Raw genomic sequence first — 15,555 nt, 5'->3', positions numbered from 1 at the left:
TCAGTGCAGTCGATGTCGGCTGACACGACGCCATCGCTGGCAAGCCAGCTCCCACAGGGTTATGCAGTGCTCGATCCTTAGAAGTGGTACGTCATGCGCGCAAACAGCGTGCGGCCCAGCGGATCGGTGTAGCGCGGGTCATAACCGCTCTGGAAGTTGTAGGCCTGGTTGGAGAATGGCGGATCGCGGTCGAACAGGTTCTTCACCCCGGCATCCACGTCCAGCACCTTGTCGAAGGTGTAGCCGGCCGACAGGTCCCACACCGAGTACGACGCGACCCGCGCGTTGGTCTCGCGGTCGTAGTCGTTGTAGCCGGTGGTGAAGCGGTTGGTCAGCGCCGCGCGGGCGGCACCGAAGGTCCAGGAACCGGTCAGGTTGTGTTTCCAGCGGGCAATCACCCCATCACCCTTGAAGTCGCCGACCTTGTCGGTGAACGGGCCCTTGATGGTGCTCTGGAAGTCGTACTCGTCGACGTAAGTGCCTTGCAGGCCCAGACCGAACTGACCGTACGGCGTGTTCGGGAAGCGATAGTCCAGCGACACATCGACGCCGTTGGTTTCGACGATGCCGAGGTTGGCGTTGCCGGTGACGATGTAGTTGAGCGTGCCGTCGGCGTTGCGCACGAAGCGGTCAGGGTAGCTGCCGGCCTGATCGAACACGGTGGATTCCGGGAACGGCTGGATCTGGTTGGAGATGTGAATCCACCAGAAATCCAGGCCCACCGACAGATTGCTGACCGGCTGATAAACGAAGCCCAACGTTACGTTGCGAGCCTTCTCCGGGGCCAGCTCTTCGTTGCCGCCGATCTGGTTGAGGAACTGCTGACCGCAATCGCGCCCGCCGTTGCCGCCCGGTTGCACCACGCCGCCGGTACACAGCACCGGGTCGTTGTAGTAGCCCTGGGTGTAGGTGATGCTGCGCGGCGAATACAACTCATACAGCGACGGCGCGCGGAAGCCTTCGCTGTAGGCGCCGCGGACTACCAGCTCTTTGAGCGGCTGATAACGGAACGAGTATTTCGGGTTGGTGGTGCTGCCGAAGTCGCTGTATTTGTCGTGACGCACGGCGGCGGACAATTCCAGGCTGTCGAGCACCGGCACGTTGATTTCCGCGTAGGCAGCTTTCACGCTGCGGTCGCCCTCGACGCTGCCGGCCGGGTCTATGCCCAGGCTCTGGATGTCGCCGGCGAAGGCTTCGAAGTCCTGGTGGAATTTCTCTTTGCGGTACTCGCCGCCCAGCGCCAGACCCGATGGGCCGGCACCGAACCAGTCACCGATCTCGCGGCTGATCCGCCCGTCGAAACCGGCGACCCGACCGACCGCCGTGGAGTAGGCGCCGTGGTATGCGGCCTGGTCGATGTACTGCTGACCGGCGCTGGTCTGCGGGCCGAACGGGTTGAGCAGGCCGCTGGCCAGACCGTCGATCATCGCCTGATCGCTGACGTAGCCGCTGGTGACGCTGGAGACGATCTTGTTCTGGTTGTACGAGGCGCCGACGTTGTAGTCCCAGCCGCCGACCAGACCGTCGAAGCTCAGCAGGAAGCGCTGACTGGTGTTCTGGTCTTTCGATTCGCGCGGGCCGGCGGCGGTTTCGCGCCAGTTCACGTCCACCGGTTGCGTCGGGTCGAGGGCGAAACCGGTGGGCGCCGGGGTGATGCCGTTGCCGGGGTAGTAGGGCGAGGACGAATCCAGGCTCAGGCCGGTCAATGGCGCCGGGCCGACGGCGGTGGCGTTGTTGTTGCGCGACCAGAAGTATTCAAGATTGACGTTGTGGTCGTCGGCCAGTTTGCCGGTGGTCTTGCCGAAGAACGAAGTCTTCTCGGTCTGCGGCACGAGGTCGATGTATTCGCGGGTGCTGAAGCGGCAGAGGCCGTCGCGGGCCACCAGGTTGGGGCCGTTGCAATTGCTGTTGGCCAGCGGGTTCGTGGCGTTGCCGTTCTGGCTGTAGTTGCCGGGGAATGCGGTGCCGGAGGTCTGGTCCAGGCCACGGCCGGGCACGTAGTCGCGGGCGAAGGAGCGGTCGTTGGCGTCGAGGTTCTGCTGCTTGTTGTAGTTGAACACGCCGAGCACGTTGAAGCGGTCCTGCTCCAGGTCGCCGTAGCCCCAGCTGGCGCTCATGTCCTTGGTCGCACCGCCGCCGCTGTGGGTCGGGGTTTCGCCGCCGAGGGTGAGCTGGCCGTCGGTCATGGATTTCTTGGTGATGAAGTTGATCACGCCACCGATGGCGTCGGTGCCGTACAGGGCCGAGGCGCCATCGCGCAGCACTTCCACGCGCTCGATCGCGGCAAACGGGATCATGTTCAGATCCACCGCGCCGCCGGCCGAGTTGGTGCCCGACAGGGCGTTGTTCGCCAGTCGCCGACCGTTGAGCAGCACCAGCGTCTTGTTCGCGCCGATGCCGCGCATGTCGGCGAACGATGCGCCGCCGGTGGCCGCGCCAACCGAGCCCGCGCTGTTGTTGATCGACTGGCTGCCGGTGATGCGCTGCACCAGTTCGGCGGTGGTGGTCACGCCCTGTTTGCGCAGCTCTTCGGCCTTGAGCACGGTGATCGGCACCGCCGTTTCCGCGTCGACCCGACGGATCGCCGAACCGGTCACTTCGACCCGTTGCAGTTGCGTGGTCGGCGCGACCACCGCCGCGGCGGCCGGGACGCTGTTGTCGTCCTCGGCGGCCTGAACCCCGGCGCCCATCCCCATGGCCACCAGGTACAACGGAACGAAACGGTGGCGGGAAATCGTCGCCACCAAGGGTTTGAGCGTGAAGCGTGGAGTGTTCATCAGCATGGTTGTTTCCGACTTTGTTAGACGTTTATCGAAATGGCCTTGTGAGCCCTCTTTGCACGGAGCACGGTGGTGCCGCGCCGCGAAAACCACTTTCTTCAAGCAAGCCGATCCCCTCCGAAGACGCGCTGCGTTTTTTCGGTCGGCCGATTGCGACGGGATTCAACGAACGGTGTCGGGCGCGTCCCTCACTGCGCGCCCGGCACCGCCGTCAGCGGGTGGTCATCACCGATATCTTGGTGATGCCCGAGCGCTCGATGGACGCCATGGCTTTGGCGACCTGGCCGTAATTCACGGCGGAGTCGGCCTGCAGCTGCACGCGTACGTCGGCATCTTTGGCTTTGACCTCCTTTAGGCTGGCCTCCAGTGATTCCGGTGCCAGCTCGGTCTTGGCCAGGAAAAACTTGCCGTCCTGATCGACGCTGACCACCACCGGATCCTTCTTTTCGGCGGGGGCGACGGCATCGGTTTTTGGCAGGTTGACCTTGATCGCGTTGGTCATCAGCGGCGCGGTGACGATGAACACCACCAGCAGCACGAGCATCACGTCCACCAGCGGCGTGACGTTCATTTCGCTGAGCACTTCATCGCTGTCTTGAGTGGAAAAGGACATCAGCTGGCCTCCCGCACGGCGGCCGTGGATTTGGCGATGGCCTGGCGACTGATGGAAAACGCGCTGCGCGAGGCGAGGGCGTCGAAGTCGTGGGCGAAGTCATCCATGTCCGCCGAGGCCAGCTTCAGGCGCCGCAGGAAGAAGTTGTAAATCAGCACCGCCGGCACTGCGACGGCAATGCCCACGCCGGTGGCGATCAGCGCGTGGCCGATGGGCCCGGCCACGGTTTCCAGGCTGGCCGAACCGCTGGCGCCGATGCTTTGCAGGGCTTCCATGATTCCCCACACGGTGCCGAACAGGCCAATGAACGGCGCGGTGCTGCCGATGCTGGCGAGGATCGCCTGGCCGTTTTCCAGCGAGCGGCGTTCCTTCTGGATCTGCTGGCGCAGGTTGCGTTCCAGTCGGTCGGAACGGTTGATGGTGTGCGCCAGTTGCTGGGTGGTGCGCGGGGATTCTTCCACCAGCAAGGCTTCGAAACCGCTGCTGGCGATCCGCGCCAGCGAGCCCGGATACTGGCTGGCGTGTTCGGCGGCGGTGAGCAGATCAGGCGCGCCCCAGAAGGCTTTGCTGAACTGCCGGTTCTGGGTTTTCTGGCGCAGGTATTGCGCCGACTTGACCAGCAGGATCGCCCAGCTGACCACGGAAAACAGCACCAGCCCCCAGAGCACGCCGGGGACAATCATCGAAGACAAAGAATCGTTCATGGCTACACCTCGCTTGCGTTAATCGGTTGTGAGTTCGGTTGTCGCGCCGTCATTGCGGCAATTTGAAATCGATGGTCTGGGTGGCGAAGCCGTCGATCGGTGTGTCGCCGCGCTTGGCCGGAATGAACTTCCAGGCCTTCACCGCTGCGACTGCCGCGTCATCCAGTTGCGGTTTGCCGCTGGATTTGGTTACCGTCACCGAGCCTGCGCGACCGTTGGCCAGCACCTGAATCCGCAGCACCACGCTGCCTTCCCAGTTGCGCCGCAGGGCCAGCGACGGGTATTCCGGCGGCGGGTTTCCGAGGCTGGCGAGGCCGGAAATCGCCGCCGACTCTTTCACCGGGCCCGGTGCCGCCGCAGGTGTCGGAGGCGCGCTCGGGGTGGCCGGAGCGGCAGGCGCTGCCGGTTGCGCAGGGGCGGGCGGCGCTTTCGGCGGCTCGGCCTTTTTCACCGGTTTGGGTTTCTCGACCGGTTTCGGCTTTTCGATCGGCCTGGGTTTCTCCACCGGCTTGGGCGGTGGCTTGACCGCGTCCTCGTCTTCCACCGGTTGTTCCGGTTCGGGCGGTGGCGGCGGTGGGGGCGGCGGCTCCGGTGTCGGCGGGGCCGGAGGTGTCGGGCTGGTCAGCTCGACGGTCATTTCCGGAATTTCCGGTGGCGTCGGCAGCGGCTCGGCCCGCGCCTGCTGGAAAAACCACCAGGCGCCGCCGTGTATCAATGCCGACACCGCTACCAGCAACAGCATCTGCTGTTTGTTCAGGCCGCCGGGCTGCGAAGTGTTGGCCTTATAGACGGGCCGACCCGCCACCGACGCAAGCGCTGCGTTCGGTAATGGCCCCGGCGGCGTTCTGTGCTTTACCGCATCGTTCATTAAAGCTCCCTCGGGTGGATGAAGGGCAATAAGGTGCCGTTCGAACAACAAGGCGTTGTTCGAGTGAGTGGTCGCAACTTTCATACAGGTGTGCAGAAGCCGATAGTTGAACTATCTATTGAACAGGGCTTGTGCAGTTTGTTGCTTCAGTAATGCCGACTTCGATGGTTCATTGATCCGGTCCGTGGCTGTTCTTTTATGACTGAGTGGCGAATGTCATTCTTGCCCTCATGGTTGATGCAATAGCAACCGCTGTGCCAAACAGTAAACAAATGTGTAGCGGTTATTTCACGGATGATACGTATGTCGCATTTATATAAGTTTCATTGAGTACACCGGTTTTCATGGGCGCATAACCTCCCGACAGCCCTGTTTACAGGGCTTTTTTCAGGGCGAGACAGGCTTGGCGCGGTATCGCGCTGTTCAGCGAGATAGAGCGGCTGTTCTCGTGTCGGCCAGGGCGCGTGATGGTGCGTGGCGGACTGATTTGGTGCGGGTCAGTGTTTTAGCGGGTCACGGGCGATGTTCCTTGTTTTTGTCTAAATAAAGTCGGGCTCGGTGTAATGATTGAAAGTGCAGTTTTGGTGCGCTTCGGACATTAACGCCGAACAGCGAAAGTTGTATCAGTGTGCTGTCTTGAAGTTATTGTCGAACAATGTGTTGTTGCATTCATTAATGCAGCGCGCACGCAATGGCTTCTTGCGTGCTATTTAAAAAATAAATAGTGCAGGCGTTCAGGTAATAAAAGGAATGCACGGACTGTTCGGCGGACGAACACGGCGCAGGTACAGGGGCACGGAGAGAAGAGTGTGGCGCAGCAGATGAAGATTCACGCGGTGAACTCCTTGTTGCCAGCTCGGATACGCGAACTTTTGGTTCGGTATCGCACCTTACAAGAACGCGGATAGCGTTCGCTGATTGCTCTTGGTGCGGGATGGGCACCGCCAGCGCTGTTTTGCGAGATCAGGGATTCGCAAGCTGCCGATGAATGCGCAATCCGTGCCAAATTCGATACAACAGCTATAAATAGGGCCAGGCCGGATGCCTTTCGCAGTGGAGGATGGGATATGTATCAGCTCTACGGACATCGCAATTCAGGGGCGGCGGCCATCGAAGCGGCGCTCGAGCTGTGCCAGGTGGCTTACCGCTTCATCGATATCGAGGCCAGCGCGGAAGCGGCGCAAGAGCTGGCGCGGCTCAACCCGCTCAAACAGATCCCGACCCTGCAACTGCCGGACGGCAGTGCTATCACCGAAAGTGCGGCGATCCTGATTCATCTGGGGCTGAGCTTCCCGCAATCCGGTCTGCTGCCCGCGACAGGTGCTGACCGGGATCAGGCGATTCGCGGTTTGGTGTACATCGTCAGCAATTGCTACGCGGCCATCGGCGTCATTGATTACCCCGAGCGCTGGCTGGTGATGCCGGACGAGGCCTCGCGGCAGAATCTGATGGCGGGTGCGCGGGAGCGACTGCACTGGACCTGGGAGGTGTTTGCCGACCAGTTCTCCGCCGAGCTGTACCTGGACGATGAAACGCCGGGGGCGCTGGACGTGCTGGCAGCGGTGGTCACGCGCTGGGCCGGTGCCCGCGAACACCTGCGCCAGGCCCGACCCGGTTTTCATGCGTGGCTGCAACGCATCGACCGGCACCCGGTGCTGGCGCCGGTCTTTGCGCGGCATTGGCCTGGCTGATCACTCCCCGCGAATGTACTGCTCCAGCTGTTTGATCAGCTCGGCCTGTTCGGCAATCGCTTCCTTGACCAGGTCGCCGATCGACAACAGGCCGATCAGCTTGCCGTCCTCAACAACGGGCAAGTGACGCAGGCGTTTGTCGGACATGATGCCAAGGCAGGTGTCGACGGTTTGATGGGTGTCCACCGTGATCACGTTCGCCACCATGATGTCGCGCACCGGCGTGCCCACCGAGGAGCGCCCGTGCAGCACCAGTTTGCGCGCGTAATCGCGCTCGCTGATGATGCCCACCACTTTGTCGTCTTCCACCACGAGCAGGGCGCCGACGTTCTTCTCGGCCATTTTCATCAGCGCTTCGAGCACCATGTGATCGGGTTTGATCTGGTGCACTTCCTGATTTTTCTGATCTTTGAGCTTGAGCAGCTGGGCGACGGTTTTCATGGCGGTTACTCAGGTGTTGTCGTTGTTCTCCAAGCATCGTAGACGCAGGCGCGCAGAGCAAGGCCGCAAAACGGCAGATAACACGCAAAAAACGTCAATTGACCGGGTTTTTCATGGCGAGGCCTTTGTCACGGGTTTCGGCAATGCCGCGTAGAATGCCCGTCTGAATCAATTCTTGAGGTCGCAGTGGTGGATTTACAGCAGGGCTTCGTCCTGACCCGGCATTGGCGCGACACCCCGGCCGGCACCGAAGTCGAGTTCTGGCTGGCGACCGACGCCGGGCCGCGCCGTGTGCGTCTGCCGCATCAGCCGTCGGTGGCGTTCATCCCGGCGGCACAGCGCGAGCAGGCCGAGCGGGTGCTGGCGGACGAAAAGAACGTCGAACTGCGCCCCCTCGCCTTGCAGGATTTCGAGCATCGCCCGGTGCTCGGTCTGTATTGCCAGCAGCACGGTCAGTTGATGCGCCTGGAAACCGCGCTCAACCGCCACAGTGTCGATGTCTTCGAAGCCGATGTGCGACCGCCCGAGCGCTACTTGATGGAACGTTTCATCACCGCGCCGGTGTGGTTCAGCGGCACGCCCGATGCCGACGGTGTGCTGCTCGACGCGCACCTCAAGCCTGCGCCCGACTATCGCCCGCAATTGCGGCTGGTCTCGCTGGACATTGAAACCACCGAGCAGGGCGAGTTGTACTCCATCGCCCTGGAAGGCTGCGGCGAACGGCAGGTGTACATGCTCGGCGCGCCGAACGGCGATGACAGCATCGTCGACTTCGACCTCGAGTACTGCGAATCGCGCACCCTGATTTTGAAGAAGCTCAACGACTGGTTCGCCCGCCACGACCCCGATGCGATCATCGGCTGGAACCTTGTGCAGTTCGATTTGCGCATCCTCCACGAACACGCCCGGCGTCTCGGCGTGCCGCTTAAGCTCGGGCGCGGCGGTGAGGAAATGCAGTGGCGTGAACACGGCAGCCGCACTCATTACTTCGCGGCAGCGGCAGGAAGGCTGATCATCGACGGCATCGAATCCCTGCGTTCGGCGACCTGGAGTTTTCCCTCGTTCAGCCTGGAAAACGTCGCCCAGACTTTGCTCGGCGAGGGCAAGTCGATCGACAATCCGTACCAGCGCATGGACGAAATCAACCGCATGTTCGCCGAGGACAAACCGGCGCTGGCCAAGTACAACCTCAAGGACTGCGAACTGGTTACGCGGATCTTCGCCAAGACCGAGCTGCTGAAGTTTTTGCTGGAACGCGCCAGCGTCACCGGCCTGCCGGCGGATCGCAGCGGCGGTTCGGTGGCGGCATTCACTCATTTGTACATGCCGTTGATGCACCGTCAGGGTTTTGTAGCGCCGAACCTCGGCACCAACCCGCCGCAGGCCAGCCCCGGCGGGTTTGTCATGGACTCGCAACCGGGGCTGTACGAGTCGGTGCTGGTGCTCGACTACAAGAGCCTTTATCCGTCGATCATCCGTACCTTTCTGATCGACCCGGTGGGCTTGATCGAAGGCTTGCAGCATCCCGATGACAGCGACTCGGTGCCGGGTTTTCGCGGTGCTCGTTTCTCCCGCACCCGGCATTGCCTGCCGTCCATCGTCGCCCGGGTCGCCGAGGGTCGCGAGACCGCCAAGCGCGAGCACAACGCGCCGCTGTCACAGGCGTTGAAAATCATCATGAACGCCTTCTACGGCGTGCTCGGTTCCAGCGGTTGCCGGTTTTTCGATACGCGACTGGCTTCGTCGATCACCCTGCGCGGCCACGAAATCATGCTGCGTACCCGGCAGTTGATCGAGGCTCAGGGGCATGCGGTGATCTATGGCGATACCGATTCGACCTTCGTCTGGCTGCGTCGCCCGCACGGTCAGGAAGAAGCAGCGACCATCGGCCGGGCGCTGGTTGCGCACGTCAACGACTGGTGGCGCGAGCATGTACGCGAGCAGTACGGGTTGGAAAGCGCCCTCGAATTGCAGTTCGAAACCCACTACAAACGCTTCCTGATGCCGACCATTCGTGGCGCCGAGGAAGGCAGCAAAAAGCGCTACGCCGGTCTGGTGACCCGCGCCGACGGCAGCGAGGAAATGGTCTACAAAGGCCTGGAAACCGTGCGCACCGACTGGTCGCTGCTGGCCCGGCAATTCCAGCAGGAACTGTACGAGCGGATCTTCCAGCGCAAGCCGTATCAGGATTACGTGCGCGAGTACGTGCGCAAGACCCTGGCCGGCGAGTTCGACGAGCGACTGGTCTACCGCAAGCGCTTGCGCCGCACTCTCGACGACTACGAACGCAACGTACCGCCCCACGTGCGCGCCGCACGGCTGGCCGACGATTACAACGCGCAGCACGGTCGCCCGCGCCAGTACCAGAACGGCGGCTGGATCAGCTACGTCATCACCCTGGCCGGCCCCGAGCCGCTGGAAGTGCGCCGCGCGGCCATCGACTACGACCACTACATCACCCGGCAGCTGCAACCGGTGGCGGATGCGATCCTGCCGTTTGTCGACGACGATTTCTCAACCCTGATCGGGGGGCAACTGGGCCTGTTTTGAGTCCAGCAGTTGAAGGGTCCATTCGTCCTGAATGCCGTGGAAGTAACGCTCGAGCGCCTGATGCCAGAGGCTGTCTTCTTCGGCGAACTGGGCGAACAGGGTCATCGATGAGTGGAATTTGAGGTCGTCCGGATGGCCGAAAATCTCGGCAATCGAACGCTGCTGCACGTTCAGCACAAGCTGTGTGCAGGTCCGCAGCCGGGCGCCGAGCAACGGGTGATCGAGGTAGGCGCGGGTTTCCGGCGCCGAGTTGATCGCGAACCGCCGCGACATCTCGCTGCCCCCGAGCCCGGCGAACTGCGGGAACACGAACCACATCCAGTGGCTGCGCTTGCGGCCCTCGCCGAGCTCGCGCTGGACCCGTTCGAACACCGGATCCTGGGCGAGCACGAAGCGTTGCAGGTTGAATGGATCGTCCTGATCAGTGCTTCTCATGGCGAAGCCCTCTGTCAGTCGGCGGTGGCTCAGACCATGGCCAGCCGCTGCTTGCGTTGTGGCGCGTGAAACGCCTGGTCCAGCGCCGTCAGATCCCCGGCATCGAGTTGCAGTTGCGCGGCTTGTGCATTGAGCTGCACGTGTTCCGGGCGCACGGCCTTGGGAATCGCAATCACGCCATCCTGACGCAGAATCCACGCCAGCGAAACCTGTGCCGGGGTCACGCCGTGACGAGCGGCAATCTGTTTCAACACCGGCTCGGCCAGCATCGCGCCGCCCTGGCCGATCGGGCAGTACGCCATCAATGGCATGCGCTCTTGCTGGCACCACGGCAGCAGGTCGAATTCGATGCCGCGTTCTTCCAGGTTGTACAGCACCTGGTTAGTAGCGCAGGCCGATGAAGACAGTTCCTCAAGATCATCGACGTCGAAGTTCGACACGCCCCAGCGACCGATCTTGCCGTCTTCGCGCAAACGTTCGAAGGCCTCGACGGTTTCTTCCAGCGGATACTGGCCGCGCCAATGCAGCAGATAGAGATCGATGTAATCGGTGTCGAGCCGGCGCAGGCTGCGCTCGCAAGCCTGGGGAATGCCTTTGCGGCTGGCGTTGTGCGGGTAGACCTTGCTCACCAGGAACACTTGATCGCGCAGGCCGGCGATGGCCTCGCCGACCACGCTTTCGGCACCGCCCTCGGCGTACATTTCGGCGGTGTCGATCAGGGTCATGCCCAGTTCGATGCCGCTGCGTAGGGCCGCCACTTCACGCTTGTGCGCCGAGCGGTCTTCGCCCATGCGCCAGGTGCCCTGGCCAATCACCGGAACCTGCACGCCAGCCAATTCGAGGGTACGCATCCAAACCTCCTTTCTGAAACGGTCGATACCTTGGGTGGGCAGCAGGATAGCCCACGGGTTCCGTCCGGTTCCAGAAAGGAGGTCAAATGCTTACTTCGCGGAAAACTTCAACACCACACTCTGCGTGTAGGTCTGGCCGGGATCGAGGCGGGTGCTCGGGAAGTTCGGCTGGTTCGGCGAGTCCGGGTAATGCTGGGTCTCCAGAGTGAACGCGCCCCAGTGCGGATAGACCTTGCCACCCTTGCCCTTGACCGTGCCGTCGAGGAAGTTGCTGGTGTAGAACTGCACGCCCGGTTCGTTGGTGAACAGCTGCAAGTGGCGACCGGATTGCGGGTCGCTGACTTCGGCGGCGAGTTTGCTGACGTCCCCCTTGGTGTCCAGCGCCCAATTGAAATCGAAGCCACCCTGTTTTTCTTCGGCGAATTTCAGTTGCGGGTGATCGGCCTTGATGTGCTGGCCGATGGCGGTGGGTTTGGTGAAGTCCATTGGTGTGCCGGCCACGGGGGTCAGTTCGCCGGTCGGGATCAGTTTGGCGGTGACCGGGGTGTAATGGCTGGCGTGCAGGGTGGCGACCTGCTTGAGGATGTCGCCATTGCCGGCGCCGGCGAGGTTGAAGTAGCTGTGGTTGGTCAGGTTGAGCACCGTCGGTTTGTCGGTGCTGGCCTTGTAGTCGATGCGCAGCTCGTTGCTGTCGGTGAGGCGGTAGGTCACTTCGGTGGTGAGGTTGCCGGGAAAACCCATTTCACCATCCGCCGACAGGTAGGTCAGGGTCACGCCCACCGAGTCCTTGTCTTTGGTTTCCTTCGCCTTCCAGACCTTTTTGTCGAAGCCTTGAGTGCCGCCGTGCAAGGCGTTGGTCTTGTCGTTCTGCGGCACTTGATAGCGTTTGCCGTCGAGTTCGAAGGCACCGTCGGCCAGACGATTGCCGAAGCGGCCGATGGTCGCGCCGAAGTACGCGGTGCCTTTCTGGTAACCCTGCACATCGTCGAAGCCGAGGACGATGTCGTCGAGCTTGCCGTGTTTGTCCGGCACTTGCAGCGCCTGCAAGGTCGCACCGTAGGTGATGACCGTGGCCTGCATGCCGTGGCTGTTGCGCAGAATGTATTGCTCGACGGGCGTGCCGTCATTGGTTTTGCCGAAGGCTTTGTGTTCGCTGGTCAGGCCGGCGGCCTGGGCGGAGAGGGTGGCGATCATCAGGGACAGTCCGAGGCCGCAGAGTGAGTGTCGGGATTGAAGCATGGTTGACCTTCCTTTTTGTTGTTGTTTTAAAAATCTCTAAATAGTCATGCTAATTAATGTTTTAGTGAAAATTTATAGCGGATGAAACGGTTAATGCAAAAATAAAGTCGGACTAAATTCCTTGGGCCGCGTGCGCCGAAGGTCGGGAATCCACGCCGGCACTGCACTTTTGCGAAATCCCCGGCTCTATCCATGGCCAGGGTGCGGTGACTTCCGTCGCACAGGAACGTGTCCGTCAAAGAATTCATGCCGAGAGTTTTGCACCCCATCGCTGCATTCATTCATCGTCCGTGCCTGCTGCTGGCCTGCCTGTCGACGCTGTTGCTCGGCGGTTGCAGCCATCAGGACGGCAACAATTTCATCACCCAGATGCGCGAGGGCAGACCTCAGGAATTTCTCCAGACCAGCGTCGATCGCATGGCCACGCTGGCGATGCGCGACAACCTCGACAGCCTCTATCGGCTGATGGGCAAGCTGTATTTGCGCAACCCTGAGGAGCTGCGCAAATCAGGCTTCCTCGACATCAAGACCGCAGTCAAACAAGTGCGGCTGGCCATCGAACAGCAACAACCGCTGCCAACCCTCGGTGGCAAAAAAGACCTGGCAGCGCTGAGCTATGCGATGAGCCCGGAGTTTCTCGGCGACCGGGTCGGCGCGTTCATCTATGCCATCGGCAGCATGCTGGTCACCGCCCACGGCAACCGCACCGAGTTCTACATGACCGATGCGATCAACCCGACCTTCGTCAACAACGCCGCGCGCAACATCGAGAAAGCCACGTGGATCCTCGCTCAGCGGCAAAACAAGGAAGGCCAGCCGCTACTGTTTTCCAACGAGATTTCCGAGGAGGGCAGTAACCTGAGTTTCGCCACGGAGTTCGGCAAAGTCGTGGCGCGTCTGGATCTGCTGACCCAGATGCTCGACGAGCGCTACCGGCGCATTGGCCTGAATTACGCCCAGAGCCTGCTGTTCTTGAATTTTTTGCCCGTGCAATGAGCCAGGTCGGGTAGAGTGGCGGACGATAATATTTGTATACAATTTGTCGTCCGATTTGACTCAAAGGGAGCTGCACCTGTCATGACCGACCCCGCAAGCGCCGAATACTCGAGCCTGGAACGTGCCACTCGCACGGAAAAACTGCCTTACGCCGCGCTGCTGGCGTTTGCCATGACCGGCTTCATCGCCATCCTCACTGAAACCCTGCCCGCCGGCCTGTTGCCGCAGATCGGCGCCGGCCTGGGCGTCAGCGAAGTGCTGGCCGGGCAACTGGTGACGTTGTATGCGCTGGGCTCGATTGTCGCGGCGATTCCGCTGACGGTCGCCACCCGAGGTTGGGGGCGCAAGCGGGTGCTGCTGATGACGGTCGGCGGGTTTCTGCTGTTCAACACCATCACCACGTTCTCCAGCCATTACGGACTGACCCTGGCCTCGCGGTTTCTGGCCGGGATGGCGGCGGGGCTGTCGTGGGGGATCATGGCCGGTTACGCGCGCGGGATCGTGCCGGTGCATCAGCAGGGCCGGGCGCTGGCGATTGCCATGCTCGGCACGCCGGTGGCCTTGTCGCTGGGCACGCCGGCCGGCACCTGGCTGGGCAATGTGATCGGCTGGCGCGCCTCGTTCGGGATCATGTCGGCACTGGCGCTGGTACTGGCGGCGTGGATTGTCATCGCGGTGCCGGATCGTCCGGGTCAGGCCCGCGCCGAGCGTTTGCCGCTGATGCAATCGCTGCGTTTGCCTGGCGTACGTCCGGTGCTGTTCGTGGTGCTGACCTGGATGCTCGGCCACAACATTCTTTACACCTACATCGCGCCGTTTTTGACGCAGGCAGGCCTTGGCGAGCGGGTTGATCTGGTGCTGCTGGCCTTCGGTCTGTGCTCGTTGCTGGGGATCTGGATCATCGGCCTGCTGGTGGATCGCTGGCTGCGCGGATTGGCGCTGATCAGCCTCGCGGTGTTTGCCGTGACCGCGCTGGTGCTGGCATTGGCCGCGCCGTCGCCCTGGCTGATTTACGCATGCATGGCGGTGTGGGGATTGTCGTTTGGCGGTTTGGCGACGTTGCTGCTGACGGCCGCAGCGGACTCCGCCGGGGAACATGTGGATGTGGTGCAAGCGATGCTCACCACCTCGTGGAACGTAGCGATTGCCGGCGGCGGATTGTTTGGCGGCCTGCTGCTGGACCGGGCAGGGGCCATGTCGTTTCCGTGGGCGTTGCTGATCCTGTCGCTGATCGCGCTGGCGACGGTCTGGCTCAACAGCACTCACAGTTTCAAACCGGGCCGGCGGCAACACTGACACTTAAAAAATTGCATAACGATAGATCCGATCGATATAGGTCGTTATAAGAAAACTGGTTATGCTGCGGGCCGGATTTTCCTGTGGTCTGTCTGGACGTCTTAATGGAATTGGCAAATTTCGGTCTGGTGATTGCCGGGCTGGTGGTGGGGTTCATCGTTGGCATGACCGGAGTCGGCGGCGGTTCGTTGATGACGCCGATCCTGCTGTGGTTCGGCATCAATCCGGCCACGGCGGTGGGCACTGATCTGCTGTACGCCGCCATCACCAAATCCAGCGGCGTGCTGGTCCACAGGAAGAACAAGAACATCGACTGGGCCATCACCGGCTGGCTGACCCTGGGTAGCGTCCCGGCGGTCGCGATGACCTTGTGGTTCCTCAGCACCCTGCACACTGCGCCGGATGCGATGAACGCCATCATCAAGCAAGCGCTGGGCTTCGTGCTGTTCGCCACGGCGCTGGCAATTTTGTTCAAGAAACGCCTGTTGGAATTCGCCCACAAACGTGCCGGCGGCAACTACAACCCGAGCGGCGCGCGCCTGAATGTCATGACCGTGATCACCGGTCTGATCCTCGGCACCATGGTTGCCCTGACCTCGATCGGTGCTGGCGCCCTCGGCACCGTCGCGCTGTTCATACTTTATCCGCTGCTGCCGACCCGCCGCCTGGTCGGCACCGAAATCGCCCACGCCGTACCGCTGACCCTGGTCGCCGGCCTCGGCCACGCAAGCATGGGCAACATGGACTGGGGCGTGCTGGGCTTTCTGCTGGTGGGTTCGCTGCCGGGCATCTGGCTCGGCAGCCACCTGACCGGCCGCGTTTCCGATGAACTGCTGCGCCCGTGCCTGGCGACGATGCTGGTGTTGATCGGTTACAAGCTGGCGTTCTGATCGGCATCCATGACCCCGAAGGCTTGAGCGTCAGCTGACGCGGCATGAAAGGTAAACAAATGGGCACAGGGTCGCGCCCAACCGGTTGCGCAAAATCGGTGCTGACCTAAGCTTTGGGCAAGGCGAAACACTTTTGCCGGGCACCCCCCGGAACAATCGCCGCGATGCGCAATCATTAGAGCGTGGATATCAAAAGGAGAT

At 61.9% G+C, this 15,555-nt stretch carries 13 protein-coding genes; 5 read left to right on the top strand and 8 right to left on the bottom strand.

Annotation, left to right across the window (positions count from 1 at the left end; genetic code table 11):
- Positions 1-77: 77 nt before the first annotated feature.
- From QR290_RS19625 to QR290_RS19610, 4 genes are all read right to left on the bottom strand, one after another.
- Positions 78-2,783: a TonB-dependent receptor gene (locus tag QR290_RS19625; protein ID WP_289203398.1), complete on the bottom strand. Its 2,706-nt coding sequence runs from the start codon at positions 2,781-2,783 to the stop codon at positions 78-80.
- Positions 2,784-2,991: 208 nt separating this feature from the next.
- Complete coding sequence (locus QR290_RS19620; protein WP_011335072.1) at positions 2,992-3,393, bottom strand: ExbD/TolR family protein; 402 nt, start codon at positions 3,391-3,393, stop codon at positions 2,992-2,994.
- Positions 3,393-4,097 (bottom strand): MotA/TolQ/ExbB proton channel family protein, encoded by a 705-nt coding sequence (locus tag QR290_RS19615; protein ID WP_007959058.1) that lies wholly within the window; start codon positions 4,095-4,097, stop codon positions 3,393-3,395. The genes QR290_RS19620 and QR290_RS19615 overlap by 1 nt, the downstream gene beginning before the upstream one ends.
- Positions 4,098-4,146: 49 nt before the next feature.
- A complete protein-coding gene (locus tag QR290_RS19610; protein WP_289203397.1) occupies positions 4,147-4,965 on the bottom strand; it encodes a TonB family protein in 819 nt (272 codons plus the stop codon).
- 1,067 nt (positions 4,966-6,032) lie between these two features.
- On the opposite strand from QR290_RS19610, the gene QR290_RS19605 reads away from it, so the two are divergent.
- Complete coding sequence (locus tag QR290_RS19605) at positions 6,033-6,656, top strand: glutathione S-transferase N-terminal domain-containing protein (protein ID WP_289203396.1); 624 nt, start codon at positions 6,033-6,035, stop codon at positions 6,654-6,656.
- Here the strand turns inward: QR290_RS19605 and QR290_RS19600 are convergent, their stop codons facing one another.
- The gene (locus tag QR290_RS19600) at positions 6,657-7,097 is read right to left on the bottom strand and encodes a CBS domain-containing protein (protein ID WP_007959054.1); all 441 of its coding nucleotides are present in this window, start codon (positions 7,095-7,097) and stop codon (positions 6,657-6,659) included.
- A gap of 189 nt (positions 7,098-7,286) precedes the next feature.
- On the opposite strand from QR290_RS19600, the gene QR290_RS19595 reads away from it, so the two are divergent.
- Positions 7,287-9,647, top strand: coding sequence for a DNA polymerase II (locus tag QR290_RS19595; protein WP_289203395.1), 2,361 nt, complete (start codon positions 7,287-7,289; stop codon positions 9,645-9,647).
- Here the strand turns inward: QR290_RS19595 and QR290_RS19590 are convergent.
- From QR290_RS19590 to QR290_RS19580, 3 genes are all read right to left on the bottom strand, one after another.
- Complete coding sequence (locus QR290_RS19590) at positions 9,612-10,082, bottom strand: DUF1810 domain-containing protein (RefSeq protein WP_289203394.1); 471 nt, start codon at positions 10,080-10,082, stop codon at positions 9,612-9,614. The genes QR290_RS19595 and QR290_RS19590 overlap by 36 nt on opposite strands.
- Before the next feature lie 29 nt (positions 10,083-10,111).
- The gene (locus tag QR290_RS19585; protein WP_289203393.1) at positions 10,112-10,933 is read right to left on the bottom strand and encodes an aldo/keto reductase; all 822 of its coding nucleotides are present in this window, start codon (positions 10,931-10,933) and stop codon (positions 10,112-10,114) included.
- A gap of 90 nt (positions 10,934-11,023) precedes the next feature.
- A complete protein-coding gene (locus QR290_RS19580; RefSeq protein ID WP_289203392.1) occupies positions 11,024-12,172 on the bottom strand; it encodes an aldose epimerase family protein in 1,149 nt (382 codons plus the stop codon).
- Positions 12,173-12,418: 246 nt separating this feature from the next.
- On the opposite strand from QR290_RS19580, the gene QR290_RS19575 reads away from it, so the two are divergent.
- From QR290_RS19575 to QR290_RS19565, 3 genes are all read left to right on the top strand, one after another.
- Complete coding sequence (locus QR290_RS19575) at positions 12,419-13,168, top strand: hypothetical protein (RefSeq protein WP_289203391.1); 750 nt, start codon at positions 12,419-12,421, stop codon at positions 13,166-13,168.
- A gap of 81 nt (positions 13,169-13,249) precedes the next feature.
- Positions 13,250-14,464 (top strand): MFS transporter, encoded by a 1,215-nt coding sequence (locus tag QR290_RS19570; RefSeq protein ID WP_289203390.1) that lies wholly within the window; start codon positions 13,250-13,252, stop codon positions 14,462-14,464.
- A gap of 104 nt (positions 14,465-14,568) precedes the next feature.
- On the top strand, positions 14,569-15,354 hold the full coding sequence (locus tag QR290_RS19565) for a sulfite exporter TauE/SafE family protein (RefSeq protein WP_011335062.1): 786 nt from the start codon (positions 14,569-14,571) through the stop codon (positions 15,352-15,354).
- Positions 15,355-15,555: the final 201 nt, after the last annotated feature.

Source organism: Pseudomonas fluorescens (assembly GCF_030344995.1).
Taxonomy (GTDB): Bacteria; Pseudomonadota; Gammaproteobacteria; order Pseudomonadales; family Pseudomonadaceae; genus Aquipseudomonas; species Aquipseudomonas fluorescens_BF.
Note: the sequence above shows the minus strand (reverse complement) of the source record. Positions and strands in the feature narration are given on the sequence as shown.

Bases quoted from the DNA above. Each gene is read 5' to 3' on its own strand.
- QR290_RS19625 (WP_289203398.1), bottom strand. From the start codon at position 2,783: ATGCTGATGAACACTCCACGCTTCACGCTCAAACCCTTGGTGGCGACG.
- QR290_RS19620 (WP_011335072.1), bottom strand. From the start codon at position 3,393: ATGTCCTTTTCCACTCAAGACAGCGATGAAGTGCTCAGCGAAATGAAC.
- QR290_RS19615 (WP_007959058.1), bottom strand. From the start codon at position 4,097: ATGAACGATTCTTTGTCTTCGATGATTGTCCCCGGCGTGCTCTGGGGG.
- QR290_RS19610 (WP_289203397.1), bottom strand. From the start codon at position 4,965: ATGAACGATGCGGTAAAGCACAGAACGCCGCCGGGGCCATTACCGAAC.
- QR290_RS19605 (WP_289203396.1), top strand. From the start codon at position 6,033: ATGTATCAGCTCTACGGACATCGCAATTCAGGGGCGGCGGCCATCGAA.
- QR290_RS19600 (WP_007959054.1), bottom strand. From the start codon at position 7,097: ATGAAAACCGTCGCCCAGCTGCTCAAGCTCAAAGATCAGAAAAATCAG.
- QR290_RS19590 (WP_289203394.1), bottom strand. From the start codon at position 10,082: ATGAGAAGCACTGATCAGGACGATCCATTCAACCTGCAACGCTTCGTG.
- QR290_RS19585 (WP_289203393.1), bottom strand. From the start codon at position 10,933: ATGCGTACCCTCGAATTGGCTGGCGTGCAGGTTCCGGTGATTGGCCAG.
- QR290_RS19580 (WP_289203392.1), bottom strand. From the start codon at position 12,172: ATGCTTCAATCCCGACACTCACTCTGCGGCCTCGGACTGTCCCTGATG.
- QR290_RS19575 (WP_289203391.1), top strand. From the start codon at position 12,419: ATGCCGAGAGTTTTGCACCCCATCGCTGCATTCATTCATCGTCCGTGC.
- QR290_RS19570 (WP_289203390.1), top strand. From the start codon at position 13,250: ATGACCGACCCCGCAAGCGCCGAATACTCGAGCCTGGAACGTGCCACT.
- QR290_RS19565 (WP_011335062.1), top strand. From the start codon at position 14,569: ATGGAATTGGCAAATTTCGGTCTGGTGATTGCCGGGCTGGTGGTGGGG.